Here is a 26,185-nt window from a genome sequence, read left to right as displayed (position 1 = left end):
GCTCACACTCCGCCAGTCGGTTCCGACGACGGATGCTTATCGGTATCTATTGCCCGCGTGGCCTCAGGGGAGCGAAGAATTGCTCGGGTGTGATGGCGATGTGTTGGAACCTATTCCGCTCGAGATGCAAGATTCATCGACATCTTCAGCGCTCGTGAAAGCGTGTTCGATACGTCTTGGCGAGCACCAGACAGGCCAATCCCCCGCACGACTGCTAGAATCGGCGCTTGTATTCTAGGTACACGGACATGGGATTCGAACAACTCGCTGCTCTCAAACAGCAGCTCGCGCAACAGACCAAGGGCGCCGCTAAGCAGGTCGCAAAGAAGCAGGCTTCGCAGTCGAACCGACCGCCACGGACCAACGCTACCGGGCCAGTCGACCCGGCCGTGCATACCATCGGCAAGCTACAGAAGCGTTTTCCGAACGCTTTCCCGAAGAACCCGGCACCGAAAGTCCCGCTGAAGGTAGGTATCTTGCACGATCTTCTAGCGCAGAAAGCGGACCTTTCCTTATCCGAGAGCGAACTGAAGGACGCAATCAAGCTCTGGTGCCGAGGGACCCGGTACTGGAGCAGCCTTGTCGAAGGCGCGCCTCGTGTCGACTTGACGGGTAATCCGACTGGACAAGTAACGACAGCGGACGCGGGGCGCGCGCGGCAATTGCAGGCTGCAGCGAGGCCACGCCGGAACTCAGCGGTTCGCGCTTCCGAGAAGAAATCCGAATCCGGTGGGAAGTAATTGTCGGAGATTGCCGGGCGGCGATGTTCGGTGCGTCCACGAAGACGCGCACTGTTCGACCGCTGATTGCCGTTCACTCCTTCGTTCAAGAAAGCACTGAGCGTTCACTAGATCGGGGCGCTCAGACAACGATCTCGAATTCGCGAGACCGGCTGTCGGAATGAGTCGTCGCGTAGCTTCGAGAACCGTCATCCTGTCGCGGTCGGCATAGCCGCGAATCGCTTTGTCGAACGTACAGGGGAACGGCAACGGCTCTCGTCGCGGCGGCCCACGGCCTTCAGCCGCTCACTCACAGCATTTCCAACTTCCTGATGCGAACCAGTGCGGCCAAGCTGACAACGGCGGCCGCAATCAAGTAGAAGCTGGGCGCAAGCTGGTTTCCCGAGAGACCGATAAGCGACGTGATGATGAACGGAGCGAAGCCGCCGAACACGGTGACCGAGACGTTATATCCGACGGACATGCCGGTCGTGCGATTCCGTGTCGGAAAGAGGTCGCTAAGCAATGCAGGCAGCGCACCGAAGTAGGCCGCGTTCGCCACGCCGAAGAAGACCTGGACCCAGACTAGCGCGGGAAACGTCGGGTGGTCGTGCAGTAGTCGAAACGCTGGGTAAGCGGCAACCAGAAAGAAGGCTCCCGCTACCATCATTACTTTGGTTCTGCCCACGCGGTCGGACAGATGGCCAAATACGGGCGCGCCGATCATCTGAATGACGCCAGTCGCGATAGTCGCAGTAAAGGCAGCGGCGGCGGGCAATCGTAGTTGCTTGAACGCATATGTGGGCATGTACAGGATGAGATACGTGGCCACTGTCCCTAGAACGACCGCGCCTATGGCCAATACAAGGCGCTGTCCTTGATTCCTGAACGTGTCTGCTAGAGGATTGCCCTCGGTCTCCGTACCCACGAATTCGGGTGTCTCGTCGACATTGCGCCTGATGTAGTAAGCCACGGGCCCGATCAACAACCCGAGAAAGAACGGAAGTCGCCATCCCCAGCCGAGCACTTGCGCCGGGGTGAGAGCGGTCGTCAGCCAGGTTCCCGCGAGTGCTGCGAGCAGCGTCGTGAGGCCCTGACTGGCAGCCTGCCAACTCGCGAAAAATCCGCGACGATGACCGCCGTGTTCTGCGAGAAACGCAGTCGCGCTGCCGAACTCACCGCCTGCCGAGAAGCCCTGAATCATTCGGGCGAGCACGATTCCGACTGGCGCGAGAACACCAATCGTCGCGTACGTTGGCATGATCGCGATGAGCAACGTGCCGATCATCATCAGAAGGATGGAAAGCGTCAGGGCGGCTTTGCGGCCCGCCTTGTCCGCATAGACACCCAGCACGACGGCTCCGAGCGGGCGCATAAAGAACGACACGCCGAAGGTTCCAAGCGTCAGCAACAGGGAGATGGTCTCATTACCGTTGGGAAAGAACAGCTTCGAGATCGTAACGGCGAAAAACCCATAGATGACCAGGTCGAACCATTCCAACGCATTGCCGATGGATGCCGCAAGTATGATGCGCCATTTGCGCCGATCTGCTGCCTCTCTCTCGAGCGAAACGCCCGGCACATCAGTCATCGAAATGCTCCTTCCGTTTAATCAACCCGCGAACTTTGTCTTCTCTTCAGATTATGCCTTGGTCTGAAAGCTAGTGACGTTGTGGTGCCACTCGGGGGAGTAAGACGCCGACTGTCGGACTTGTTACAGCAAGCCGAGTTGCAAGTGATGCAGCGTGGGCGCCCTCTGCTTTCGATCTGCATTTCGTTCCGGGACTTGCAGTAACCAATTTCTCAGTAGCGCGACACAGGCGTGCCTCGAAGCTCCCCAGGGTAGTCGCGTCAGCTTTGTGGTAACGAACCGGGGCGAACGTACGCAAACATGTGCGATACGTAGTCCGCCTTTCCCAGTTCGACGCCATGGTGCCGCAGTATGGCGTACGCGGTCGTGAGGTGAAAGTAAAACTGCGGCAGCGACCAATCGCGCGCGTATTGCTCGCCGGTCATGTCGAAGACGATGCCATCGGGCAGTTTCAGAGCAATTGGCAGCGTGGCGCCTTCGTCCAGTGCGTCGGATGCAAGCGTGCTGAGAAACGATATCGTGTCGGCGATTCGCGCTTGGGCATCCTGCAACGAACCCGGCTGAGCGTCGGCGTTCCACCCTTCGCGCTGCAACTTCCCGAGCGCCTCAGGGAGCGCCTCACCCCGCAGACGATAAGCAGGCTCTAGTGCCTGAAAGCACGCAAACCGTACCTGAGAAGCAAGCGGATACATGTCGGCAGCGAGCCGTAGCGATACGAGTGCATCCGAGTCACCGCACGATGCTCGCTCATGAGCCGCTGCCTTCTCGAGCCAGGTCGACAGCGCGCGCAGCATCTGTGTGAAAGAGGGAACGAGAAGCCGAGTCAGTGACATGCATGGACTCCGAGTGCGTTTTGACCGAATGCCAACAAGCGATTGCAGAAGACGAGCATTGTCTTGCGCATCAGTATTGCATAGTGGAAAGCATGGGGACGAGGCTGCGACGGTGATTGGGCAACACGACTGCTGCGGACTTGATATAGCGCGACTGAAGCGGACTAGCTCAAAAATCTGTTCGAAACGGGCAGACCAGCTACGGCGGTGTCGCAGACGGCTCGTCGGCTTCGGGCGGCCCGGCATGCACCGGCAACAGCGTCGCACGTGTCTATTTCGGCCACTGATCCCGGCTGCACCGCATAAACGCAAGATCGACGTGTTAAGAGAATCTGCCGCTGTCGGACGCGACGGACCGCCAGTTCGAGGAGGATGCTAGAAGACAAGGCGGCGATGCAGAAGGTCGCTATTCTGTTCGGCGTGCGTGGCGGCAATCGAACGCGACGTGGCCATCGCACAGAATTCGAAGCGCAAGTGAACGTTTTGGAGGCGATCGTGCGCACCAGCGAATATCGGTTCGTCACGTACTGGACGATCAGGGCGCCGCTTCGCGCGGTATGGGACGCTATTCATGATCCGGCTGCATGGCCGCAATGGTGGACATGCGTCGAGCATGTGAGCGAAGTCGAAAGCGGTGCGGCCGATGGCGTCGGCGCACTGCATCGTTATGTCTGGAGGGGGCGCCTGCCGTATCGCGTGCGCTTCGATATGCGCGTCACGCGCGTCGAGCCGCTCGCGTTGCTCGAAGGCGTGGCGAGCGGCGATGTGGAAGGCATAGGACGCTGGACGTTCTCATCGAACGATGATCTCACCGCCGTGCGATACGACTGGTGCGTGCGCACCGGCCGCGGTTGGATGAATCTGCTCGCACCCGTGGCGCGGCCTCTGTTCGAATGGAATCACGACTATGTCATGCGGATAGGCGGCGAATCGCTCGCAAGACGACTCGGCGCGACGCTGGTGAGCGCCAGTCATCGCGAGCCGAACAGATGAGACGAGAGCCACGCAATAGCGGTCGTTTGTCGAGTGCGACGTCTGTACTCGGGTCAAGTACGGCATTACTTGAAAGGTCCCGTCGTGAATAAAGATGATCGAAACCCGCAACCCTCAGGCGACGTCGCCGTACCAGACCGGCAGAAAGCTCATTTCCAACCTGCCTACTGCCGAAGCATTCGCGCGAACTCACATCGCGTCCGGCAACAGCGCATCTCCACGCCTGAATGCGTCCGTGAACTGATCGAGTCCGTGCGACCCTCCGTTCACCAGCCTGCGCGCGTGGGCCATGTCGCCGGCGACGAGCGCCTGCTTGATCGCGATCTCCTTGTCCGCGAGAAAGAGCGCAAGGAGATTCGCAGCAATGTCCCGCTCGCCCGCGCGCTCGGGCGTCTCGACAAGGTCCACCTTCGGCGACAGCAGCGCACCGTATTTCGCGTAGTTCGCGCGTCCCGTTAGCTGGACGTATCCGCGCCCTTTGAACCGGGCGCCGTCCGGCTTGCCATGATTGCCGAGATCCTTGCGCGCGTCGTAGAGATCGAACGGATGCGCTGACGGGGACGTATTGAAACGCGACTGTCCTTCGTCGATGGGCATGAAGCACTCCACTTCCGCGCGCACGGTCGCAAGCGCCATGAGGACCATCGGCTTGTCGGAGAGACGGTGCTCGACGAGCGAAGAAAGAATTCCCGGCAGGTTAGCCCTGATATTGCCGATGGGCGTCCACGGAAACATCTGGCTGACCACTTGCACCGTGACCGCGGGAATGGCGCTTGGCAGTGTGTCGTCGGTGGCAAGTCCGAGCGCCGTCAAGGTTCGCGGACCAGCGATTCCGTCGACGAGCATGCCCGAGCTTTTCTGAAACGCCATCACTGCCGCGACGGTGCCCTGCCCGTAGAACGAATCGACGTCGCCCGGATTGAAACCGTGTTCGAGAAGTGACGTCTGTAATTTCCGGACATCGCTGCTCACATCGCCTTGCTTGAGCACGCTGGGGAACATGTCTGTCTCCTATCTCACTGGAAGGGCGCCGCCGGTAGCGGCAAGAATCGTCGTTGCCGAATCGAAACTCGGGCTCGGTTACCGTCTTGACTGAAACCCTGGAGGCTGCCGGACGGCCTGCGCGGAATCGAGCGCAGCCCAGGTCCTCGGGCCGACGATGCCGTCCGGCACAAGATCTCTGCCGCGCTGAAATGCCCTCACTTTTGCTTCGACATCCGCATCGAAGAGGCCGTCCGCCTCGATGCCCAGCTTCATCTGCATCTGCCTGACGAAGTCGCCCGTCGTATTGCGACGCAGCGTTGGACGGCTTTGCACGCCAGGGACTTCCGGTTCCGCACCCGGAATCATCGGACGCGGCGCAGCCGTGCGATTCAGAAAGCCAGCGACCGTCGCGCGAAACTCGTCCATGTCGAAGCTCGGATCGCTTTTGCGGCCATGCGGCAGCGCGTATTCCTTGTGACCGACGCATGCGCTTTCATCTCGACCGACATGCGCGAGAATCGCCGCCACGCACCGCGCGTAGGCGTCCATCTGTACGTCGGGCCACGGATCCGACGGCACGCCGCGGTTCTCCGCCTCGATGCCGATGAAGTTCGTGTTGCCCGTCGTGACGCCGCGCCACGCGCCGTTGACCGCATGATTGCAGCGGCCCGCCGCGACGACGTAGATGGTGCCGTCCCGGCCAACGCCGAGTTGCGCGAGTGGACCGCGCAGGTCGCTGCGTCCATCGATCAGCGTGCGCAGGCTCGGCATGTTGCCGTCGCGCGCGGTCGCCGTGTGATGACAAATGACGCCGGCGATCGCGCCCATGTGCGCGCGCCCACGGCTTTCCCAGCCATCGACGGGCGCGACCTTTAGCCCGGCGTTCCTGAGCACCGCCGGCAACCATAACAGTTCGTAGACCATATCAAATCACGCCTCCCTGCGCTGCGGGCAACTCGTTGTCGGGCGTGGCGTCCGTGACCTCCACCTCGCAGCCGTCATCGTGACTGTCTTCCGACGGCTCCAGCTCGGCCGATGGAGTCGGCACGCTCGTTGGCGGCGGCATGATCTGGATCGTCGCCGGCGGCGCGCCCGGCATGCCTGCCGCGCCGCTCTGACGGTCCTCCGACGATTCCCCCCAACTTTTCTCGTGCGGCTTCACGGTCGAGCGGATCACCATGAACTTATTCAGGATGTCGAACCAGAACGGCGCGCCGAGCGTGATGGCCACCGCCGTCAGCAGCCAGCCGAGCGGCTTCATCAACCATGCGTGATACTTGTCCCACGCGGGCCTCAAATCGTCCACGAGCGTGCGACCACCGGGCGGCGCATAGTCAAAACTTTGCTCGGCCGCTAGCCTCCTGGCGCTGTCTTTCGAGCCCTGCTGAAAGAGAAAATCCCAGCCGATCGGAAGCTGAAGGCTCGCGATCTGATTCTTCACATCCTCGTAGCTGCTAGCCTGTCCTTTCGCATCCCTCGCGATCGAACCGGCCTGCGCGACAATCGCTCCGCGCTGCGTCTCGTTGCGATACAAATAGTCCGCCAAGCTGATCGTGTCGACGTTGAAGCCGACCGCGACGAAAAGCCCGAGCCAGAACAGCACGCCCTGCGTCGAACGCCGGTAGCGGCCGGATATTCGGTCCATCGCGCTGTCGTACCAGTTCTCGAGGTTCTTCTTCGCCTTCTCGAGATCGCCGCTCGCGGTATCTAGCGCGGTGAGCACCGCACGCTGCACCGAAGGATTCCCGATGGTCGCGATATGCGCGCGCACGTCGGCGATGCTGATGGGATGCGTCGCTCTGGCGTTCGGATGCTCCTTGCCGTCGCCTGTGGCGGCTCCATCGGCGGGCGACGGCCCGCGTCCGATGATGTCGATGAGCGCCGCAGCGAAGTTGGCGGAGGGAATATACGCGGGCAGCTTGTGGCCTCTCGTAAAAAGACCTGCGGTCTGACCCGACGCCGGTGACGCGTAGCTTCCTGGAAATAGACTGTAGACGAGCGGGTGTTCATAGAGCAGCTTGGCGAGACCTGTGCCCTCGGAATCGAAGAGCAGTTCGCGAATGCCGTTCTCTAGGTACGACGCGCGGGTTCTGAGCCATCCCTCGATACCTTCACGCAGCGCCGTGCACATCAGGCTCAGCAGCAGATAGATGAAAACGATACCGATTGCGACTTCGAGAATGGCGGAATCGAACATGGCGTGCCCCTGTGATAACGGCGAGATGCGTAACCACCGTTTGCCAAAGCAGGTTGGTCAAAACTTCGAGAAAACCTTCCGAAGGCGATGTGCGCTATGCAGCAGAGTTCGGGGCGACCGCCGCGAATGACTTACCGTGCTTTTCGTTGCGCGCCGCGTGCATTTTTTGCGCGGCTTCCTCGAACGCTTCGGGATACGAATCGTCGTAGAGGTCGCCGCTTCCGCCGCTCCGGATCTGAGACGAATCGCGCAGGCGAGTTTTGAAGGGAAAGAGCTTGGTGGGCATCAATGCCGGCCCCGCCAGTACGACGGACGCCGCTCGCGACACCGCCTTGCGAACCGGCCGCGACAAGTTCATCAGCCGCGCGTGTGGATCTCGGCAACCTGTGGCCACTCAGGAGTTTCTCGAAGGCCTACCACACCGTCAAAGCGCCGCCCGCACGTTACGCTACTTCCGCGACAAGATCGATCTCACGTCGGCGAACTGCGAGGCTCCTACCTTCGAACATTCGCCCGGCGTGTGTGCCGTTGCTGTGTCGCAGCAACGCGGCCGCCCGCTAAAAGTGCGTTCCACGCGCGAAGCCGCAGTAACGCCGGCCGCGCAGACGACTCTTTGCCGCTAGACGGCTTCAGCGGTCGCGACGAGCGCACTTATTCACCGCAGTTACCTCAGTGCGAACTCGCATGTGAGCGTGTCACGCTGGGTCGCGTCCGGAGCCGGTAAGGTGACCGCGCGCTTCTAGGTTGGCGTGCTTGGCGCTCGGGGGCGAGCAGCGTCGAGGCACGCCGCTGCACGGCACCGCGTTTTCTGCGACGTGGCTACCGACACCGCCCGCGATCCGCACCGTGCTGCCTTCGATGAAGGTATGCAATGGATCGCCGAATTCGAGGCGAAGCTGATCGACTCATGGTCACTAGACGCGGTGCCCGACGCATCGATGCTGCAGCGCACTGTCGACGCGCTCGTAGCCTCGCGCAGATCGGTTTCGTACCACCGCCTCTACGACTTTCGATGTAGACCGTCCGGCCGATTTTACGCGTCCCCTCCTCCCACTATTTTTGTAAGCGCCGACTCGCACGCGCGGCTCCAAAGCCGAGCGCCGCGGGCCATTCGCCTGGCAGCGCACCGGTCTCCCGAGGAGGAGCCATGAACAAGCCCGGTTTCACAGTGATGCGCGCATCTTGCGGCACCACGGTTTCATGCGACGAGGTGCAGTCATGGACGTGCTGATCCATCAGGACTCCGGCGTCTTCGCGCGGGAAAGTTGCACCCTCGCCGATCTCTGGCATCGCCGGGCGACACTCTCCGACATCGAGATCGGGTATATCTACAGGATGGTGCTCACCACGCTGCAGTCCTACTACCCGCCCGAACTGCGCGGCTTGCACGAAGACAAGGAAGAGCTGATCTCGCAGTTCTTCTTCTCGCGCGTCTTGCGGCTCGACGCCGAGCAGCGGCCGTCGCACGCGTCGCCCGAGAGCGCGCCGTCCACAGCGCATGCGCTCTGCGCATACTTCCGTCGCTTTCTGATCGATTGCCTGCGCAGCGCGAGCCTGCAGCGTAATCTGTCGCTCGAGATCGACGGCGTGCAGGCTGAAGTCGACTCCCGCGCGCATGCGCCCGACGACCCGGTGCATGCCACGCTCGCCGAGTTCGGGCTGAGTGAGGAGCGGGTGCGGGCATTCGCACGCGTGTTCATCGCAAGTTGCGACGGTCCCGACCGGCTCCTCCTCGCAGGCAGCCTCGGCGCGAGCAGCGAAAGCAAAGGAGGCCTCAAGGGCATGGCCGATCGATATGACGTGCCTTCGTATCACTATCGCGCGCGCAAACTCGGCGTGACGATGAAAAAAGACGCGACGCCGGCGTGCTTCGCTGCCACCAAGATCGGCCGATGGATACATCAGACGCTCGGCATCGAGATCACGCCGGAAAATCGCGACGCGATTCTGATCGTGCTGAACCTGCTCGGGCTCGAAGCGCACGAATGATGGTTTCGGCCGCCGCTGCGCGCGGCCGATGTTTCCGATTGCGAAACGCTTAGGGCCGCCGTTCCTTGTCGGCTTGCAGGCGACCCGCGATGAGTTGCACCAGATAGAGCGCGAATTCGGGCTCCTGATAGTACAGGCGAATGGCCTCGTCGGCGGAAACCGTGCGCATTCCGCAATCGGTCTTGCAAATCACCGTGGACGTGCGCCGGCGCTCAGGCGTGAAGAGCCCAATCTCGCCGAGCACCGCGCCCGCGCCTAACTCGATGCCGAGTTCCGAAAGCTGCACGGCGCCCGATTCGACGTAGAACATCTGGCCGCTCGGGTCGCCCTTGCGAAAGAGCACTTCGCCGGCGCGAAAGCGCTGGCGCTCCATCTTCCCGAGCAGCCGCGCGATCGGCAGATGGCCGTTGACCGCATGGCTGACTTGCGTGTCGCGGATCTTTTCCATGCGCGCCGCGACCGCGCTTGCCTCGCCACGGCTCGACACATTGAGCGCCTTGAAGATTGTCGTCAGATGAGTCTTGACCGTGGCTTCGGTGACATCCAGCTCCCGCGCGATCGCCTTGTTGGAGCGTCCGCGCGCGAGGAGCGCGAGCACGTCGAGTTGGCGCGGCGTCAGATGCAGGTTCGGATTGGGCTCCGGCACGCGTGCCGACAATGTCGACGGCGCGTCCTGCCTTGCTGCGAGCAGCGAACGCGGCAGCGAAACGCCGCCCGCGAGCACGAGACTCAACGCGCCGGTAAGGAGTTCTGCAGACGCGGATTTCTCGACGCATCCCGCGACGCCCGCTGCGACCAGCTCATCGACATACTCGCGCTTCGCCTCGCCGAGCACCACGAGCACGGGCGTGGTGCGTGCATGCCCGCGCAAGGCGTCGAGCTCGTCGCGCGTCTCTCGCAGACGGTCGCCGTCCATCACGATGCAGTCGGGCTTGCGGCCGTCAGGCCACTCCGCGGGCAGCCGGTCGCACCGTTGCACGTCCGCATCGGGTACGAATGCGCGCAAGAGCGCCGCAACGCCGTCGCGAAACAGGCCCGCGGGTCCGATGAGCAGTATGTACATGCGATGCATGCTATACCGACTCGCGCGTCCACGCCCGTTGTTTCAGCTTTCCTCACAACATCGACCGCGGCAAACGTCACACGCCAAAAGAGCGCGACTCAACTTTCTGCTCGCGTGACCGATCGTCCGCCGCGCCACTCGCTGTTGCGCTACTCGAATTGGCTTCGCGCGTCACATGGATGACTGGTTGGAAGCGTCCATATCCACCATGATCTAATATGGCAGACGGAGCGCTGGCGCCAGGTCGTCTTTTCGGATCGACTCGCCGATGCAAGCGCGAGTCGCAGCGTGCCGACGGCCCGCGCGCCCGTTCGCACAGAGGAGTCGCGTGATGGATTCGCTTTCGACCTTGCTTGGCGAACTTGGCCTCGAACGTTACGCGACGGTTTTCGAGGCCAATGGCGTGGACCTGGAAACGTTGCCGCTTCTGAGCGATCGCGATCTCGCCGAACTCGGCGTGCTGCTCGGCCACCGCCGCCGCCTGCTCGACGCCCTCTCCCATCCGCGACGCGAAGCCGCCCGACCGGCGCCTGCGCCTTCCCGGTCGAATCGTCCGCCGGGGGAGCGGCGTCAGCTCACGGTGCTTTTCTGCGACCTCGCCGGTTCCACCGAACTCGCGCAGCGCCTGGACGCCGAAGAATTGCACGAAGTCATGCGCATTTATCAGGAGACCTGCGCGCGTGTCGTCGCACGTTACGAGGGACACGTCGCGCAATATCTCGGCGACGGCGTGCTCATTTACTTCGGATTCCCGCAGGCGCGCGAGGATGCCGCCGAGCGCGCGGTGCGCGCCGCGCTCGACATCGTCGCGGAAGTCGGCCGGCTCTCCGCCAGCGCGCCGTTGCGTGTGCATATCGGCGTCGCAACGGGCGCGGTCGTGGTCGGCGAACTCGAAGGCCAGGAATCGTCGCCCTTCGATACGGCCGTCGGCGCGACGCCCAATCTCGCCGCGCGCCTGTGCGCCCACGCGGGCCCCGACGAAATCGTCATTGCCCCGAGCACGCGCCGCCTGCTCGGCGGCACGTTCGAGCTCGAAGAACTCGGCGAGCACGAACTCAAGGGAATCAGCACGCCGGTCAATCTCTCGCGCGTGGCGGGCCTCGCGCACCGCGAAAGCCGCTACAGCGCGTTCCACCCGAATCGCGCGACGCCGTTCGTCGGCCGTGAACACGAAGTCGATCTGCTCGTCTCGCGCTGGATGATCGCGCGCGACGGCGAGGGTCAGGCCGTATTGCTCATGGGCGAGCCGGGCATCGGCAAGAGCCGCATTGCCCACGTTCTGCGCGAACGGCTCGCCGGCGAGCAGCATCTCACGCTGCTGTACCAATGCTCGCCGTTCCAGTCGACGTCGTCTTTCCACCCGATCATCGGGCATCTGTCCGAAATGAGCGGCTTCCAGCGCCAGGACTCGCCCGATGTGCGCCTCGACAAGCTGGAAGCGGCGCTTCGTCTCGAACCCGGCGAGCGGGACGAGGTCGCGCCGCTCTTCGCCGCGCTGCTCTCGCTGCCGACCGACCGCTATCCGCCGCGCATGGATTCTCCGCAGCGGCTGCGCGAAGTGACCATCGAAGCGCTCGTCGAACAACCTATCCGCCTGTCGAGCGGACAGCCGCTTCTCATCATTTTCGAGGATGCGCAGTGGGCCGACGCCGACACGCTCGAAACGATCGCGCGCTTCATCGACCGGATCCGGCACTGGCCGATCCTGATGCTGATCACCTGCCGCCCCGAATTCATGCCCGCGTGGACCGCGCACGGCAACGTGACGCTCCTGCATCTGAACCGCCTCGCGAGGCGCCAGGGGGCGCAAATCGCGGCGGAGCTGACCGCCGTCAAGCCGCTGCCACCCGACGTTCTGGAGCAGATCCTCGAACGCGCCGACGGCGTTCCGCTCTTCGTCGAGGAACTGACGCAGACGGTGCTCGAAGCCGGGCTGCTGCGCGACGCCGGCGATCACTGGGAGACGAACGGGCCCACCGCGCCGCTCGCGATTCCGTTTACGCTGCACGACTCGCTGATGGCGCGGCTCGACCACCTCGCGCCGGTCAAGACGATCGCGCAGATCGGCGCGTGCATCGGCCGCGAGTTCGACCATGCGCTGCTGGCCGCGATCGCGCCCGTCGACGGTACCAGGCTCGCGGAGGCGCTTGCATCGCTCGAAGCGAGCGGGCTGGTCTTTCGGCGCGGAGGCGGCGCAGACGCGGTATACCGCTTCAAGCATGCGCTCGTCGGCGATGTCGCCTACGACAGTCTGTTGAAGAGCCAGCGCGTGCGCATCCATGCGCGCATCGCGAAGGCGCTCGCGGAAGTGTTTCCGGAGCGCGGCAAGGCGAGCCCCGAGCTGCTTGCGCTGCATCTGACGCGCGCCGGCATAACCGACGACGCGCTCGCGCAATGGATCTCGGCGACCCGGGTCGCGATGGCGCGATACCGGCATCGCGAGGCGCTCGCGCATGTCGATTCCGGGCTCGCGCTCGTTGCGCAGTCGAATCCGGCGCGGCGCGCGGACTGCGAGGTCGCGCTCCTGGTGATGGGCGCGGCGTGCCACTGGGCGCTCAAGGGTTACGCGTGCCAGGAATGCGCTGCGCTGTGGACGCGCGCCGAAGCGCTGCTCGACGGCGTGACGCAGGAGCGGCTGCGCGTGCTGGCGCTCGTCGGCATCAATAATTTTGCTTACGCCGCCGCGGACTCGCCGAAGTGCGTTGCGACATCGGAACGGCTGATCGAGCTCGCCTCGAATACGCAGGACACCGACAGCAAAATCGTCGCCTATGCGGCGGTCGGCCCGATCCTCTATCAGCAAGCCCAGTTCGAGCGCTGCGCCAAGCTCTTGCAGTACGTGATCGACACTTACGACGTCGCGCACGCCACCGGCTACGGGCGCTTCAACGACGCCAAGGTTACCGCGTGCTGCTGGCTGGGCTATTGCGAGCTGGTGGCGGGGCGCTTCGGCCGGGCACGGTGGCTTGCGCGAATGGCGATCGATCACGCCGACGCGCTCGCGCAGCCGTTCGTGCTGTCGCAGGCGCTGGCTGCCGGAGCCCGGCCGTTCGTCGAGTCCGGCGACATCGGCGCCGCGCGCGAGCTATGCCGCCGCTGCATCGAGCTGTGCGACACGCAGCGTCTGCCGTTCTGGAAAGGCTGGGCGATGGTGTACGAGGGCGTCGCGGCGGCGACCGAAGGACAGTACGCGAACGCGCTCGCGCGACTGACGGAAGCGGTCGAACATCTCGCGAACAACGGCGGCCACAACGATCTCGCCTACGTGCAGGCGTGGCGGGCGCAGGCGCTCGCGCACCTCGGCCGCCACGACGACGCGCGGCAGTGCATCGCCGCCGCGCGCGCCGATAGCCTGCGCACCGGTCAGCGGACCGGCCTCGTCGATCTGGCCTTTGCGGCTGGCGTCGTCGAGAAAGCCGACCCGGGCGCCGATCCGAAACTTGCACTCGATTTGCTGCGCGCGGCGGCGGGCGAGGCGCGCGCGCAGAACCTGCGGCTGCTCGAACTGCGCGCGACGATGGAGATGGCCGACGCATTGCGTACGGCCGGACGCCGCGACGAAGCGAGCGCGTGTCTCGGGGACGTCGTGGCCCGCTTCGCCGAAGAGCACGACTGCGCGCTCGTGGCGCAAGCGCGGCGGTTGCTGTCGCTGTGCGAGACGCCGGCCTGACGCGCGGTGGCGCGCTACCGCGACGCCGGCGTGTTCTGCACGATAGCGTCCGCAGCCAACTCCGATGCACAGGGCAAGCTCTGTCCGACGAGTCGACGCGTGCGGTCGTCCATCAACTGCGAGACGATCACCTGCGCGCAGCCGAGATTGTTCCGGTAGAAGCGGCGCTTATCGAAGGCGATCGGCGCGACCGCATCGTTGACATATAGATAGAGCCGCCCTTGCGTCTTCGCGGTGATCTGCGAGACGAGAATCTTACGGCCGGCGGGCGTCGGATCGCCACTCACGACGCACGCGGCCTGGTTCTTTCCCAGCGGTTCAAGATGCGAGCCGCTGACATCGCAGAGCGGCGGCTTCGAGCTCGCCGCGATCACACCGCCTGCGCGATGATCGTTCGCATATCGATAAGATGCAAAAGGCGCTTCCGGCTCGAGCACATACTCGTCGTGCCCTTTGTCGCCGATTCGCGCAATCGGCTTGAACCAGTCTTCGAACCACCAGCGCTTGAGCCCTGCCCCGGCAAAGTGGGCGAGCGTGTTCGTCGGAAAACCGCCCACGTCCGCCCGTTCGCTGCGGTCTAGCCAGTCGCCGTCGGTCACGAGCACGATTTCATAACGCGCGTCCTTCTCGAGCGTCACGCCGGAGTCCCAGCACAGGTCCCGCGTGCGGAACGCGGCGCCGGTCGCCTTGCCGGGATCGGCTCCGGGCTCCACGGTCTTTTGGAAATTGCACACCTCGCCGACCGCGCTCAGCCCGTCGAAGAGCGCGCGATTCGCGACGGCAAGGGCGAGCAGCCCCACGAGCATCAGACAGGCACCTGGCAGGATCACGCATTCGATCTTCTTGCAGACGTAACAGAATGCGGCGTTCTCGCGCAGCCTGCGCGCGAGGCTCAGCGCGAAACCGCCTTTCATGGCCTGCGCCATCGTCTTCGATGAAGCCTCGGGCCGGCGCACGGCGCCGTGAATTTTGTCGAGCCGTCGGACGCGCATCTGCCGCCAGGACGCGAGCGCGAATAGCACGACGGCGACCGCGGTCAGTTCCATGGTCGTGCTCTTGTTTCCCAACTTGCTCCATGCGAACGCCCCAGCCAATGCGAACACCACCCCGCCCAGCAGCACCATGTTGCGGCTGCCTGCCTCGGACCGCCGGCGCCAGTCGAGATAGGTGGTGCGAAGCTGCGGATGCCATGCGAGCCAGGCACGGTCATGCACGCGCTTTCGTAGCACGCCGCCGAACTGCAGCGAGGCGAGCCAGATGAGCAGTGTCAACGCGAAGACGCTGGAATGCGCGCCGAACGCGCTCGTCCACGGAGAACTCCACGACGGCAACATGCCTTTGATGAAGGTCAGCGCCGTATTGAGCACGTCCGCTTCCCATTGCGCAGGATCCGAACCGCTCAACGCGCCGCCATGCCACTTTTCCAGCCATTCGATGCCGCCCGTGAGCCAGGGAAACAGAATCAGCAGCGCCGAAATGACGAGCGTCGCGAGATAGGCGCCGCGACGCCAGAACACCGTGTCCCAGGCAAGGCCCATCGCAACGGGGTCGCGCTCCTCGAGCACGTCGAGCGCCTGGCGAAGCGCCGCCTGATTCTCCTCGAGACGCGGCGCCGCTTCGCTCGCTGGCTTCGCGGCGGCCTGCGCCGGGCGCAGCAGTGGCGGCGCGGCGACGCCCGGATTCGCCGGGACCGGTTCGAGCGTGCCGTCGGGCCTCAGCACCTGAAAACTCTCGGGCAGCGCGACGGGTGCGTAACGGTCGGTGCCGAACGCGACGCGCACCGGCACGCTCCAGTGCACGATCGGCCAGACCGGCTTGCCGCCCTTTGCCACGCAGGGCAACGCCAGCCGCGGCAGGTACGGATAGCCGCCCGCGAGCCCCTTGCGCGAATCGTAGATACGCGCGAACGGCGACTGATTCGCGACGACATCGGCCAGCGCCGACGGCAGCACGCGAATGCCCACCGCGATGGCCTCGGTGAGAATCCAGTGCAGGGAAACGAGCGAAAGCTGATCCTCGGGATAGCCGCCGCCGACGTTGCAGTGCACGCCGGGGAACCATGCCTGCGTAATGCGTCCCGGCTCGATTCGGCCGTGGGCGGCGCCGATCTGCGGCTCGTCGGTTTCATCCCACAGCAGCGGATGGAATGTCGAGCGTTCGTCGTCGAGCGACAGTGCGTGGCACGCGCGCTTCACATGCGGCGACAGCTTGAGATCCCCGAACATCATCGGCCAGATGGTCGCGTCGATCGCGCGTTTGAGCGGCAGGATCGGCACGCCGTACGCGGAGACGGTGTCCCACAGGCCGAGGAAGCGGATCGGAATGTTTCTGCGCTTCTCGACCTGCGCATAGTGCGGCCGCCGCTGTACGCGGTCAGACGCCCACAGCACGCCGTCGCGCAGCGCCCGCAAGCCCCGGACGATCGGACTTTTCGACGGGAAGCGAGCCGACCGGTAGTGCCGATAAGCCCGGCGGGCGTCGCGATCGAGGTCCTCCTCGGACGTCGCCTCGAGCAACCCTTCAGAATCGATCAGCCCGACCAGCACGCGGATCGTGAAGGCGCCGCGGCTGAAGCCGAACCCGCTGATGTCGTCGCCGGGCCGATAGTTGCGGCAGACGAACTTATAGAGATCGATGACGTTGCGCTTGAGGCCGTAGCCGAATGCACCGCCGACGAGCGCGAGATACTTGTTGCTCGACGTGCCGACGCCGTCGTCGTAGAACGCGATCTGATCGCTGGCCGACTGGTCGAGCGCCTGGAACATGCGCCACACGTTAGTGCGCTGCGCCTTGGCAGAACTGTTGCCGGTACCGTCAGAAAGAACCACGATATTGGTCATCGCCGAGCTCCCGTCGATTGGGCAGGCACGCGTTTTACGGCGTTTGCACCGATTGAATATGTGATAGGCGCAGCACGTCCTCCCGACAGACGTTAGGAATGCTACGCCATCCGTCCGTGCTATTTCGGACCGGTCATGGCGAGAAAACGAAGCGCACTGAGCCGGTTTGAAAACCGGAATTCCGTGCGGTGTCAGAACCGGTAGCCGACGGGCAGCGAGAAGACGAGGGGATCGAGCGTGAGCCTGGCGTCGGAGAGGCGGGTGATGTAGGACTCATTGACGCCAGCGTTCAAGGACGCGACGCCAGGTATGGGTTCGCCGACGGATCGGCTTGCGCGAGCAACGCGGCCGACCATGGCGCGCCCGACCCGAGGTCGTAGGTGACATCCGGATCCAGCGCATCGCGTGCGATCGGCGGGCCGCGCCGACGGCGGACCTCTTCTCCGAACAGATCATCGAATGGATCGTTGGGCACCGCCGGAAACAAAGCGGCAAGCCGCAGTAACACCGCGCGCAGCCATCGTTCGAAACGCGCCGGTTCCGGCAGCACATGCATGGCAAGCCGCGTCAGGTACTGCAAGGCGTCGTCGATCTCGAGCGGATAGTCGTCCCCGGCGGCGATCGCCGGACGCAGCCAGGTCATCGCGCACCACAACGGACCGCGGACAGGGCCTGTCCAGTCGGGCCGGGTGAGTTCGAAGAATCTCAACATGCGCGGATCGATCGTCCCGCACCATGCGGCCTGCGCCACCTGCCCGGGCACCGGATCGTCGTGCAGCGGCGCAAAGCGCCATAGCACCCATTCGTACAGTCCCATGCACAGAACCATCTGCGCGCGAGTCGACATTCGCGCGGCGGCTTGCGGCACCCAGTCGGCTCGAGTGCGAAAGTCCCTGGAAGCACGCGTGTCGTCCCAGACGTACCGAAGCGGCACGAGCAGATGCGGCTCTAGCTTGACGTAGCTCGGGCAGGTTCCTTCAATCATGGCCGTGAATAGGGTGTGCTCATGACGCCGAGCTGGCGAAGGCGCGCGACGCTCACGAGATACGGATTGGTATCGGGATCGAGTCCTTTGACGAAGGCGTCCTGCAACGCCGAAGCAGTCGCGGGATCCCAGTCGTCGGCCAGTTCGAACAGTTCGCGCGGAACCGCAGGCTGCTGAACGAGGGGCACGTCCATCGCAGGCGACTGCGCATGGCAGCGCTTGCATGCCTCCGACAGCCATTTATCGAACTTCGCGTTGTCCGGACAGACGTGACGTGCCAGAAGCGCCATCGAAATGCCCTGGGCGCGGTCCATCGCGTCGCACTGTCGGTAGTACTCGAATCCGCTCGTGAGCAACATCCGAGCAAGCATCACGGGACCGTGCGCGTTCTGCAGATCGTCGGGGAAAGGCTCGTCCGGCGTCGGCAAAACGGCGTACCGTGGATCGACGAGCGCGGCATAGCCTGCCTCGATGCGATGGAGGATATCGCTGATATCGACGATGCCTTCAAAGCGCCATGCCACCCACTCGGCTTGCGCCAGTGTGAGGGCAAATGCAGCGCGCACGCTGAGCTTCATGAACGCCTTCATGAGGCGCGGATGCTCCTCGAACAGCGGATGGTGGATCGAGCGCGAAACGAAGAGATCCCATTCGTAAGTCATGGGCGCGCCGGCAATGGCCGCATCGCGAATCGGTTGGAGAATGTTCATCGTTAGCTCCGGCAGTCAATTCGGTTCAAAGCACCACGCCCCTTCCCGTCAAAGGGTCCTCGCCCATGGCCCTGTCCAGCCTGTCCCAGGAGTCGTCGCGAGGATCGCTTTTCTTCTTTTCCTTCTTGCAGTCTCCGTCGGGGTTGAAGCGAACCGGCTCCGATTTTGCGTTGCAAAGGTAGATGTCGATCCCGCAATCGGTTGCCGCGCACATCGCACGGTAGCAGACCGCGCACGGCATGCCTGATGAGTAGGTGCCCCCTTTCGGGCTGTCATAGTGCCAGTCGGTTCTGAACATGATGGAGCCCCCCGCGAGATTGCGGCCCTTCGCCATCGACGTCACTTCGTTCAGTATCTTGGCCTCGGCGTGGGAACCGAATCCACCGCCAGGATGTGCGTAAGCGGCGTCCTCGCACAAAATGGTTTGCGTACCGGCCCTCATCTCGTCGGTTCCGCCCGGGACGAGCGCGTCTTGCAGGCATTCCTGCGTTTTCGCGTCGCTGCACGCACTCATCATGCCCCTGAGCCGCTCGCCGCCACCAATTCCCACGTCGACGAACGCGGAGGCGAAGGTCATACCGCCGCCGTCGAGTTTGTCTAGCGATTCGTCGATTTTGTCCACGTAGCTTTTCCGGTGCTCGTTCTGCTTCGTTGCTTCGAGCTTTCCGGGCGCATTTTTCCGGTTCTCTTCGTTCCGCTTGGCCATCTCCTTGCACTGCGACTCCCTGGAATCGGGCTCCTGACTGGCCTTGCTGAGCGCGACCGCCACCGTATTTCCCGTCGTCGTCATTCCGCCTCCGTCATTGCATGTTGTTCGCCGTCGTGAGGTCGAGGTGGCGCACGGCGTTCTCACCTTCGAACTTGACGTTGAATGACCACGCGGCGAAATAAGCCGTGTTGGTGATCTGATGGCTCATGACTCCCATGCCGAGCGATTTGGTCGCGGCTTCGTTTCCCTTGCTTTTCTTGTAGTTCGAACTGTCTTTGATGCCCACCTGGCCTCCGCCGATCTGAACCGAACGCGTACCCTCGCTGGTATCGGATGCTTCCGAGAAGTTCGGATACGGAATCGGGATCGGGCCCGCCGGCGGGCTCGGCGGCGACAGACACACGTCCGGCATCGCGCTCAGCGACTCGTTCGCATCCTTACCCGCCGATACTTCCCGCCCGTTGGCGAAGACGTTCTTGCTCATCGGTTCCGTCCTCTCATCTCGACGACCATCGCCGCGCGCAGTCCCGCGTCGCTGCCGACGTGGCACAGCGCCCATCGTCCGGGGGCGTATCCTTCCACGGCGGCGTGCATCGCCTGCGCAAGCAGACACGGCAGAATCGCCGCGCCGATCTCACCGAGGTATTCGATCGGATGCCAGAGCTTGAGCCCGTCTTCGCGCTCGCCACCATTGAGGCGCCCTGCCGCGAAAGCCGCCTCCTTGAACTTGTAGTGCTCACCTGAAATATCCGTCAGGCGGTAAGCCACGTCCTTAAGCCTGATACCCGCGCCATCGAGCGCCTGCCTGACCGCCGTCGTCAGACCCTGTGCGCGCGAAGGTTCCGTGCCGTCGATGCAGCCGCTCTCGCTTGACATGCCGAAGCCGCGAATGACGAGCGCTTCGCCGTCGCACGTATCGGCTGCGCCGACAAGCACGGCACAGCCCGCCTCGCCGGGAAAGAAGCCGTTGGAGTTATCCGGCGTCATGAGGCGGCGACGTTCGATATAACTGTTGAGCATCGGCTTATGTAGAAAGCTGTCGACACCGGCGACGATGACCCGCGGCACACCTCGCTCGCCGAGCATCGCCTGGGCGACCAGCAGAGCCTGCGCGCATCCGGCCTGATCGAGCGGAAACAGTTGCGAGCGTGGATGCAGTGCACAGCCGAGCCGAGCCTCGATCTCCAAGAGCAGGTCTTCATCGAGTCGCGGCGTTCGCGCGGCACGTTCGGGCGACGCCACGCCGATCAGCAGCGGAATATCTGACGAACAGACAGGCGATGCCGCTTTCAGACATTCGTCGATGGCGGGAGCGATCAGGTCGGCAAGTTTGCCGAGACCTTCCCACCATTGCGGCAGCGGGACTTTCGCGCCACATAGGAATCCACCGGAGGCGAAGTCGACCCACGGCGTTCTGCGCACGCCGCTGATGCCGGCGCGCAGGGCGGCCAGCGTGGCGGGCGCGTTGAAACCGACCGCCGTGACCATGCCGCTTGCCAGAATGGCGAGCTCGCGCTTCATGATGTCCGGGGCCGGCCTTTGCGCGCCCGCACCGCTTCGTCGAGATTTCTGTACCACGTCTTGCCGGGGAACCGGCGAGCCATGTGCCACGCCCGCGGCATCTCACCCACGACGGTTTCCTTGACATCGAACACACTTTTTCCGAGCGGCAGAACGACACGCCAAGTCAGCGTGAAGCGCCCTTCGTCGGGTTCGAGCAGGATCGTGTCGAGGGATGCATCGCGCTGCGCATCGCGCCCCTGATACGGGACAAACGTCACCGGAATGCGTCGCACCGGCAACCGAAAACGTCGATCGCCATCGGGTGTGAGATTCAAGAGCCGCATAGTTAGATCGCTAGACGGAAACGGCATGATCTGGTCCGGCGGCGCAGCCTGGAAGTATCGTTCGTCGAAATCGGCGGGCCACAGCGGAGCGGTGGTTTGCATCCACTGCTCATCGTAGGTGCCCGCGTAGAGGCGGCGCGGCAGCCAATTGCGGCCGACGGGAGAAAACGCCATCGGCAGATAGTCGCCGGACGGATCGGTGATCGCTCGGCCGGATTGCTCGGTGAACGGCAACGGCTGTCCCTCCAGGTCGCGGCTGTTGCGCCAATACCCCTTCCCGACTGGATTGCGCTCGTACGTATGGGCGCGCCCTTGCGCTGCTTCCGTGGAGTCGACGCCGCCGTAGGCGGTGTCGTAGCTGATCGGCAAACGATCGAAGTACTGTGGCTCCGAAGGACTGGCCACGCCGAAGCGCTTCTGCCAGCAACGCGGACCGACAACAGTAAACTGCTTGACCATGCCGCCCACCTGCATGCCGACGGCGAGTCGCTTCACCGGGCGTCCACGCGGCGCATACGCGCTTCCGAGCAAGAGCACGTCGCAGGCCGGCTTGCAATGCGCGTAGTCCGTCTCGTAGGTCGGCGCGGTCAGGCCGGGCGCGCCGCTGAAACAATCGGCCTTGATGAGAGGCAGTTGGATGTCGGCCAATACGGCTTGCTCGCCCGCCGTCGGCAGTACATAAGTCGCCTTGACGATCACGATCAGCCGCTCGCGCCCGCTGCGCTCGAAGCCTAGGGTCCAGCTCGCGGGCAAGCCGGTCTCGTTGGTGAATCTCATGCCGCGAGCCTCCTGCGCTGCCAGTCCGCGCGCTCGTGCACAGGGAACATGGGCGAGGCGCCCGCGGCCCGGACCAGTTCGATCGATGCGGCCGCGCGCTGGCGCTGGAAGCCGTCGCGCAGGACTGTTCGTGTGGCATCGGCCGAAATGAGCTCGCCGCACAGGTAGCGCCGGCCCGCAACGAAGCGCTCGCGCTGCTGCATCCACCACGCTCGCGTCGCCGCCGGATCGGGCCAGCGGAGCGAATCTTCTTCGGGCTCAGAGGTTTCGGCGTTCGGTGGCGGGTCGCGGTCGAGGTCCAGGTATTCGAGGTCCGCGCCGGTCAGCGTCGAAAAAGCCTCGCCCGCTGCGCGCGCATGGAGCGCATCGTCGAGATGATCGAGCAGCCACGGCACGACTGCCGGATCGCCCAGTGCGCCGGCGGCCCTGATCGCGTCGCGAAGTCCGTCTCGCGACGCCGCCAGTTCACGGATCACGTCACGCGCGCAGCCCTGTTCGCTGCACCGCACTGCTGTTTCCAGCGCGGCGGCGCGGCGGTCGATGTCCGTCATGATCACGTCGATCAGGGCGGGCGCGCCCGCCGGATCACCGAGGAGCGCCATCGACCAGGCGGCCCAGAATCGGCACGCGGGATCGGCATCCCGCAGGCCCGCTCGCACAAGGGTCAGTCCACTCCGATCGCCCATCTCGCCGACGCTGCGCATGGCGCGCGCGCGCAGCGCCGGATCGGCGTCGCCCGCCGCTTGCGCGATTTGCACGGCAACCATGTTTCGCCGAGCGGACGCCACCGCCAGCGCGATGCGTCGATGCGATGCTTGCGCCGCGCGCGTCAGCCTGATGAGTACAGGCGTCAGCACTGCCTCATCCAGCCATGCGAGCCCCGCACGCAGGGCTGGTTCGAGAGCTGGTTCAGCGAGCGCGAGCAATAGCAGCTTGTGCATTTCCTCACCATCGGACCGCGAATATGCGACGAACGTCGCGACGAACATGGCGCCCGGGCTGACGTCGCCGAGCAGCGTCTGCGCCGCGCGCCAACCATGTCGCCCGGCTACCTGCAGCCCGCGCAGATGGGCGAGAAGCCGCATGTCGAGCTTGGCCAGATGCCTGAGCCTGTACTGAGGCGCCCGCACTGCCTTTTCGCGCAGTCGCCATAGAAACGCTGCTTCTGTCGCGTGTTCTTCCACGACGCTTCGGTTGACCAGCGACGAGATCTCGCCGGGCGCGAAGCCAATGATGACCCGCGACGACCGCGGATGCGGATGCGCGTTCATGTCAGTTGAGGTGAACCGACCCGCCGCGAACGCGGTTGGGACCCGCCGCCTCGCTTACGATGGTTTCGCCGGTCAACTCGATGTGGCCGTCCTTGCTCATGACGAGGCTCGACTTGCCGCATTGCAGGACGAGCTGCTCGCTGGCACCGACAATCAGGCGTTCGCCCTCTCCGTGCACGTCCAGGTGTCCGGCTCGCTGGTCGAACGGCCATCCGCATTTGCCGCGCAACACGCCCATGACGATGGGACGACTCGTGTCCGCCGCTTCGAATGCCAGCACCACCTCGCGACCGACATGCGCGGCGTGAAGATCCACGATGGTGCGTGCGGGCAGAACGGCATCGCCGAGAGCGGCAGCGCGGATGAGCGGCACCGCGCCGTCCGCGATGATTCCGATGAGCTCGCCGACGATGACCATGCCCGCCGCCGGACCGGTAGCGGCAAACGCCAGCGTCGGGCTCGATGCTCGCAGAGAGTGAGTGGACTCATCGATGTCACCGCCGACAAGCGCTACTGCAAGTTCATCCCGACTGCCCATCGTGTCCTCCGCTTTCGCCCTTGCTTCTCTCTCGATAAGACGAGACAACGCGCGCCTCTTTGAACGCGATGATCAGTTCTGCAGAATCTTGCTGCCCTTGATGACGACATCGCCGTCCGCCGTGCAGTTGACCTTTCCGCTCCCGATGACCGAGATATCCTTCCCCTTGATCTGGATCGTCCCGTCCTTCTTCATGCTGAAGCTCGCGTCTCCGGTCTTGATGACCACCGACTCCTCCGCCTCGATGACGAGATTCTTACCCACCTTGAGCACATCGTCCTGGCCCACTTTCGTGGTGCGCCCCTTCCCCACCTTGTTCGCCTGTGCACCGTCGATCGACTCGCTTGCGTCCTTGGCGACCGACAACGTCTGCCCGCCGCTCACACTCACCGCCCGGTCCCCGCCGACCGTCGTCGACTGCTTCCCGCCGACATTCACGGTCTGATCCGAACCCACGCTCACGCTCTGTTTCGACCCGACACTCACCGTCTGACTCGCCCCGACGGTCTCCGTGTGATAAGCCCCCACCGTCACCGCCCGATAAGCCCCGACGGTCACCGCCTGAAACGCGCCGATCGTCACTTCCTGCGCGGCGCCCACCGTGATCGTTTCGTTGATACCCACGCTATGCGTGCGCTGGAGATACACCGTCGCGGTCTCGCTCGCCTTCACGGTCTTGGTCCGGTTGGCCCCGATCGTGATGCTCTCGTTCACGCCCACCGTCTCCGTGCGGTTCATCGTCACGTCGATCTTCTCGTTGTTTCCCACCGTCTCCGTGCGATCGTGCTTTACGACGGTCGTCTCGTCATGGTCGATGTTCTTCTTGCGATCATGACCGACCCAATGCGTCTCGTCCTTCTCGACTTCGATATCCTGATTGCGCTCCGCATGTAGCAGCACCTGCTCCGCGCCCTTTTTGTCCTCGAAGCGCAGCTCGTTGCAGTTGGCGGCGCTCCCGCCCTTGCTCGAGCGGCTCTTGATGCCCGACTGCGTCATGTTGCCGGGCAGGTCGTACGGCGGCATCTGTTCGGCGTTGTAGACACGCCCGGTAATGATGGGCCGGTCCGGATCGCCTTCCAGAAAATCGACGATCACCTCCTGCCCCATGCGCGGTATCGCGACCGCGCCGAAGCCCTTTCCCGCCCACGGCTGCGACACGCGAATCCAGCACGAGCTGTTCTCGTCGCGCTTGCCTTGCCGGTCCCAGAAGAACTGCACCTTTACGCGCCCGTACTGGTCCGTATGGATCTCATCGCCGCCGGGTCCGACCACGACCGCCGTCTGCGGCCCCTGCACGAAGGGCCGGCGCGTCACGCGCGCGGGAGTGAATGGCTGCTTCGCGTCGATCGCGGAAAACCAGCACTCGCAGCGGTTGGACTGCGCGCCGTCGAAGGCTTCGTGATCGGCAAGATCGATCTCGTACAGCGTGCGCGTGACGAGATACTGCGCGTTCTGATCCGCGCGCGGGTGCCGCGTGAGCTTCAGCAGCGTGCCGGCGCGCACGCTCTTCGAGTTGCTGCGCGCATCGACCTGATGCCAGTTGATGGCGGGATCGTCGGTTACGCTCGCCTCGACGAATCCCTCGTCCGCGCGCGACTTCGCCCGGCTCTCGCCGTGATCGGCCTCGACATAACCGCCGGGATAATCGAAGTGTTCGAGCCCGGCGAACGCGTCGAAGCCTGGCATCTGCTTGACGGCCTGTTTCTGCAAGGGCCGCGACGGATGCTTGAAATCGTAATCGGTGAGTATCCAGTTCCGCGTCTCTATCATGTGATTCACGCGCCACTCGCTCACGTATTCGGTGCCGGGCGCGGCGCTCATTACCGCGCCGTACGGCAGCGCTTCGCAACCTTCCACGCTCTCATGCGCGGCGAGCGTGTCCGTAAGAACGAGCGACTCGCGGCCGTCCTTGTCCTGAAACCAGTAGTAGATGCCTTCGTCTTCCAGCAGGCGGCTCACGAAGTTGAAATCCGACTCGCGATACTGCACGCAATACTCGCGCGGCCGATGCGCGCGCGAGTTGGCCTTCCACTTGATCTCGCCCAGTTCGAGCTGCTTGTAGACCGGATCGGCGAAGATCGCCTTCACGATCTCTTCGACCGTCTTGTTCTGGAAGATGCGGCAGTTGCTGCGCCGCGTGAGCAGCCACAGCCACGGACGCACCGCCGCTTCATACGCGTACAGGCGTCCGCGCATGCCGGTCTGCCGGAAGCTCACCACGTAGCCGCCGAACACGCGCGGCTTGGCGCCATCCACGCGCAGCGAGACCTTCACGTGTTTGCCGAGAATCCTGCTGAAGTCGATATCCGCGCGCTTTGACACGAGCGTGAGTTCGCAGCGCGGCATGCGCCCGAGCTCCGCGCTCGCCCGCAGCGACAGAAAACGCAGTTCGTCTGCGAGCGGCGTCTCCACGCTTGCGAGCGGCGGCGCTGTTGCGACATCGGTAGTGGACATCGGCACACCCGCCTC

The 26,185-nt window shown here is 64.0% G+C and carries 21 protein-coding genes; 4 read left to right on the top strand and 17 right to left on the bottom strand.

Going from position 1 to position 26,185, the window contains the following annotated elements:
• Positions 1 to 248: 248 nt before the first annotated feature.
• Positions 249 to 740, top strand: a complete 492-nt coding sequence (locus tag JYK05_RS23420) for a ProQ/FinO family protein (protein WP_206470136.1) — start codon at positions 249 to 251, stop codon at positions 738 to 740.
• Between the two features lie 289 nt (positions 741 to 1,029).
• Here the strand turns inward: JYK05_RS23420 and JYK05_RS23415 are convergent, their stop codons facing one another.
• Together JYK05_RS23415 and JYK05_RS23410 are read right to left on the bottom strand one after the other, a co-directional pair.
• On the bottom strand, positions 1,030 to 2,310 hold the full coding sequence (locus JYK05_RS23415; RefSeq protein WP_206470134.1) for an MFS transporter: 1,281 nt from the start codon (positions 2,308 to 2,310) through the stop codon (positions 1,030 to 1,032).
• A gap of 260 nt (positions 2,311 to 2,570) precedes the next feature.
• The gene (locus JYK05_RS23410; protein ID WP_206470132.1) at positions 2,571 to 3,143 is read right to left on the bottom strand and encodes a DUF1993 family protein; all 573 of its coding nucleotides are present in this window, start codon (positions 3,141 to 3,143) and stop codon (positions 2,571 to 2,573) included.
• Positions 3,144 to 3,638: 495 nt separating this feature from the next.
• Here JYK05_RS23410 and JYK05_RS23405 point away from each other — a divergent pair, with 495 nt between their 5' ends.
• Positions 3,639 to 4,136, top strand: coding sequence for an SRPBCC family protein (locus JYK05_RS23405; protein ID WP_206470130.1), 498 nt, complete (start codon positions 3,639 to 3,641; stop codon positions 4,134 to 4,136).
• Between the two features lie 189 nt (positions 4,137 to 4,325).
• Here the strand turns inward: JYK05_RS23405 and JYK05_RS23400 are convergent, their stop codons facing one another.
• The 4 genes from JYK05_RS23400 to JYK05_RS23385 all read right to left on the bottom strand — a co-directional run bounded on the left by JYK05_RS23400 (position 4,326) and on the right by JYK05_RS23385 (position 7,675).
• Complete coding sequence (locus tag JYK05_RS23400) at positions 4,326 to 5,138, bottom strand: peptidoglycan-binding protein (protein WP_206470128.1); 813 nt, start codon at positions 5,136 to 5,138, stop codon at positions 4,326 to 4,328.
• A gap of 78 nt (positions 5,139 to 5,216) precedes the next feature.
• Positions 5,217 to 6,044: an N-acetylmuramoyl-L-alanine amidase gene (locus tag JYK05_RS23395; protein WP_206470125.1), complete on the bottom strand. Its 828-nt coding sequence runs from the start codon at positions 6,042 to 6,044 to the stop codon at positions 5,217 to 5,219.
• Position 6,045: 1 nt separating this feature from the next.
• Entirely contained in the window at positions 6,046 to 7,317 is a 1,272-nt protein-coding gene (locus JYK05_RS23390; protein WP_206470123.1) for a hypothetical protein, read from the bottom strand.
• A gap of 94 nt (positions 7,318 to 7,411) precedes the next feature.
• Complete coding sequence (locus JYK05_RS23385; RefSeq protein WP_206470120.1) at positions 7,412 to 7,675, bottom strand: hypothetical protein; 264 nt, start codon at positions 7,673 to 7,675, stop codon at positions 7,412 to 7,414.
• An 860-nt stretch (positions 7,676 to 8,535) separates the two neighbouring features.
• Between JYK05_RS23385 and JYK05_RS23380 the strand changes: the two genes are divergently transcribed.
• Positions 8,536 to 9,306 (top strand): hypothetical protein, encoded by a 771-nt coding sequence (locus tag JYK05_RS23380; RefSeq protein WP_206470118.1) that lies wholly within the window; start codon positions 8,536 to 8,538, stop codon positions 9,304 to 9,306.
• A 49-nt stretch (positions 9,307 to 9,355) separates the two neighbouring features.
• Here JYK05_RS23380 and JYK05_RS23375 read toward each other — a convergent pair whose 3' ends face one another.
• A complete protein-coding gene (locus JYK05_RS23375) occupies positions 9,356 to 10,369 on the bottom strand; it encodes a LuxR C-terminal-related transcriptional regulator (protein ID WP_206470116.1) in 1,014 nt (337 codons plus the stop codon).
• A gap of 331 nt (positions 10,370 to 10,700) precedes the next feature.
• Here JYK05_RS23375 and JYK05_RS23370 point away from each other — a divergent pair, with 331 nt between their 5' ends.
• Positions 10,701 to 14,039, top strand: a complete 3,339-nt coding sequence (locus tag JYK05_RS23370; RefSeq protein WP_241270052.1) for an adenylate/guanylate cyclase domain-containing protein — start codon at positions 10,701 to 10,703, stop codon at positions 14,037 to 14,039.
• Between the two features lie 14 nt (positions 14,040 to 14,053).
• Here the strand turns inward: JYK05_RS23370 and JYK05_RS23365 are convergent, their stop codons facing one another.
• From JYK05_RS23365 to JYK05_RS23320, 10 genes are all read right to left on the bottom strand, one after another.
• Entirely contained in the window at positions 14,054 to 16,879 is a 2,826-nt protein-coding gene (locus JYK05_RS23365) for a DUF2235 domain-containing protein (protein WP_206470112.1), read from the bottom strand.
• A gap of 289 nt (positions 16,880 to 17,168) precedes the next feature.
• Positions 17,169 to 17,696 carry a hypothetical protein gene (locus tag JYK05_RS23360; RefSeq protein ID WP_241270051.1) on the bottom strand — a complete coding sequence of 176 codons (528 nt, stop codon included), beginning with the start codon at positions 17,694 to 17,696 and terminating at the stop codon, positions 17,169 to 17,171.
• Between the two features lie 164 nt (positions 17,697 to 17,860).
• Positions 17,861 to 18,574, bottom strand: a complete 714-nt coding sequence (locus JYK05_RS23355; RefSeq protein ID WP_206470108.1) for a hypothetical protein — start codon at positions 18,572 to 18,574, stop codon at positions 17,861 to 17,863.
• A gap of 25 nt (positions 18,575 to 18,599) precedes the next feature.
• On the bottom strand, positions 18,600 to 19,364 hold the full coding sequence (locus tag JYK05_RS23350; RefSeq protein WP_206470107.1) for a hypothetical protein: 765 nt from the start codon (positions 19,362 to 19,364) through the stop codon (positions 18,600 to 18,602).
• A gap of 10 nt (positions 19,365 to 19,374) precedes the next feature.
• Positions 19,375 to 19,767: a PAAR-like domain-containing protein gene (locus tag JYK05_RS23345; protein ID WP_206470106.1), complete on the bottom strand. Its 393-nt coding sequence runs from the start codon at positions 19,765 to 19,767 to the stop codon at positions 19,375 to 19,377.
• Positions 19,764 to 20,804, bottom strand: a complete 1,041-nt coding sequence (locus JYK05_RS23340) for a hypothetical protein (protein WP_206470105.1) — start codon at positions 20,802 to 20,804, stop codon at positions 19,764 to 19,766. Before JYK05_RS23340 ends, JYK05_RS23345 begins: the two co-directional genes overlap by 4 nt.
• Positions 20,801 to 21,907, bottom strand: a complete 1,107-nt coding sequence (locus tag JYK05_RS23335) for a DUF2169 domain-containing protein (RefSeq protein ID WP_206470104.1) — start codon at positions 21,905 to 21,907, stop codon at positions 20,801 to 20,803. The genes JYK05_RS23340 and JYK05_RS23335 overlap by 4 nt, the downstream gene beginning before the upstream one ends.
• Positions 21,904 to 23,178 (bottom strand): TIGR02270 family protein, encoded by a 1,275-nt coding sequence (locus tag JYK05_RS23330; RefSeq protein ID WP_206470103.1) that lies wholly within the window; start codon positions 23,176 to 23,178, stop codon positions 21,904 to 21,906. Before JYK05_RS23330 ends, JYK05_RS23335 begins: the two co-directional genes overlap by 4 nt.
• A 1-nt stretch (position 23,179) precedes the next feature.
• Positions 23,180 to 23,596 carry a DUF6484 domain-containing protein gene (locus JYK05_RS23325; RefSeq protein WP_206470102.1) on the bottom strand — a complete coding sequence of 139 codons (417 nt, stop codon included), beginning with the start codon at positions 23,594 to 23,596 and terminating at the stop codon, positions 23,180 to 23,182.
• Between the two features lie 192 nt (positions 23,597 to 23,788).
• On the bottom strand, positions 23,789 to 26,170 hold the full coding sequence (locus tag JYK05_RS23320; protein ID WP_206470101.1) for a type VI secretion system Vgr family protein: 2,382 nt from the start codon (positions 26,168 to 26,170) through the stop codon (positions 23,789 to 23,791).
• Positions 26,171 to 26,185: the final 15 nt, after the last annotated feature.

Origin of the sequence: Caballeronia sp. M1242 (genome assembly GCF_017220215.1) — a bacterium.
GTDB lineage: Bacteria > Pseudomonadota > Gammaproteobacteria > Burkholderiales > Burkholderiaceae > Caballeronia.
This window is presented reverse-complemented; position numbering and strand designations above follow the sequence as displayed.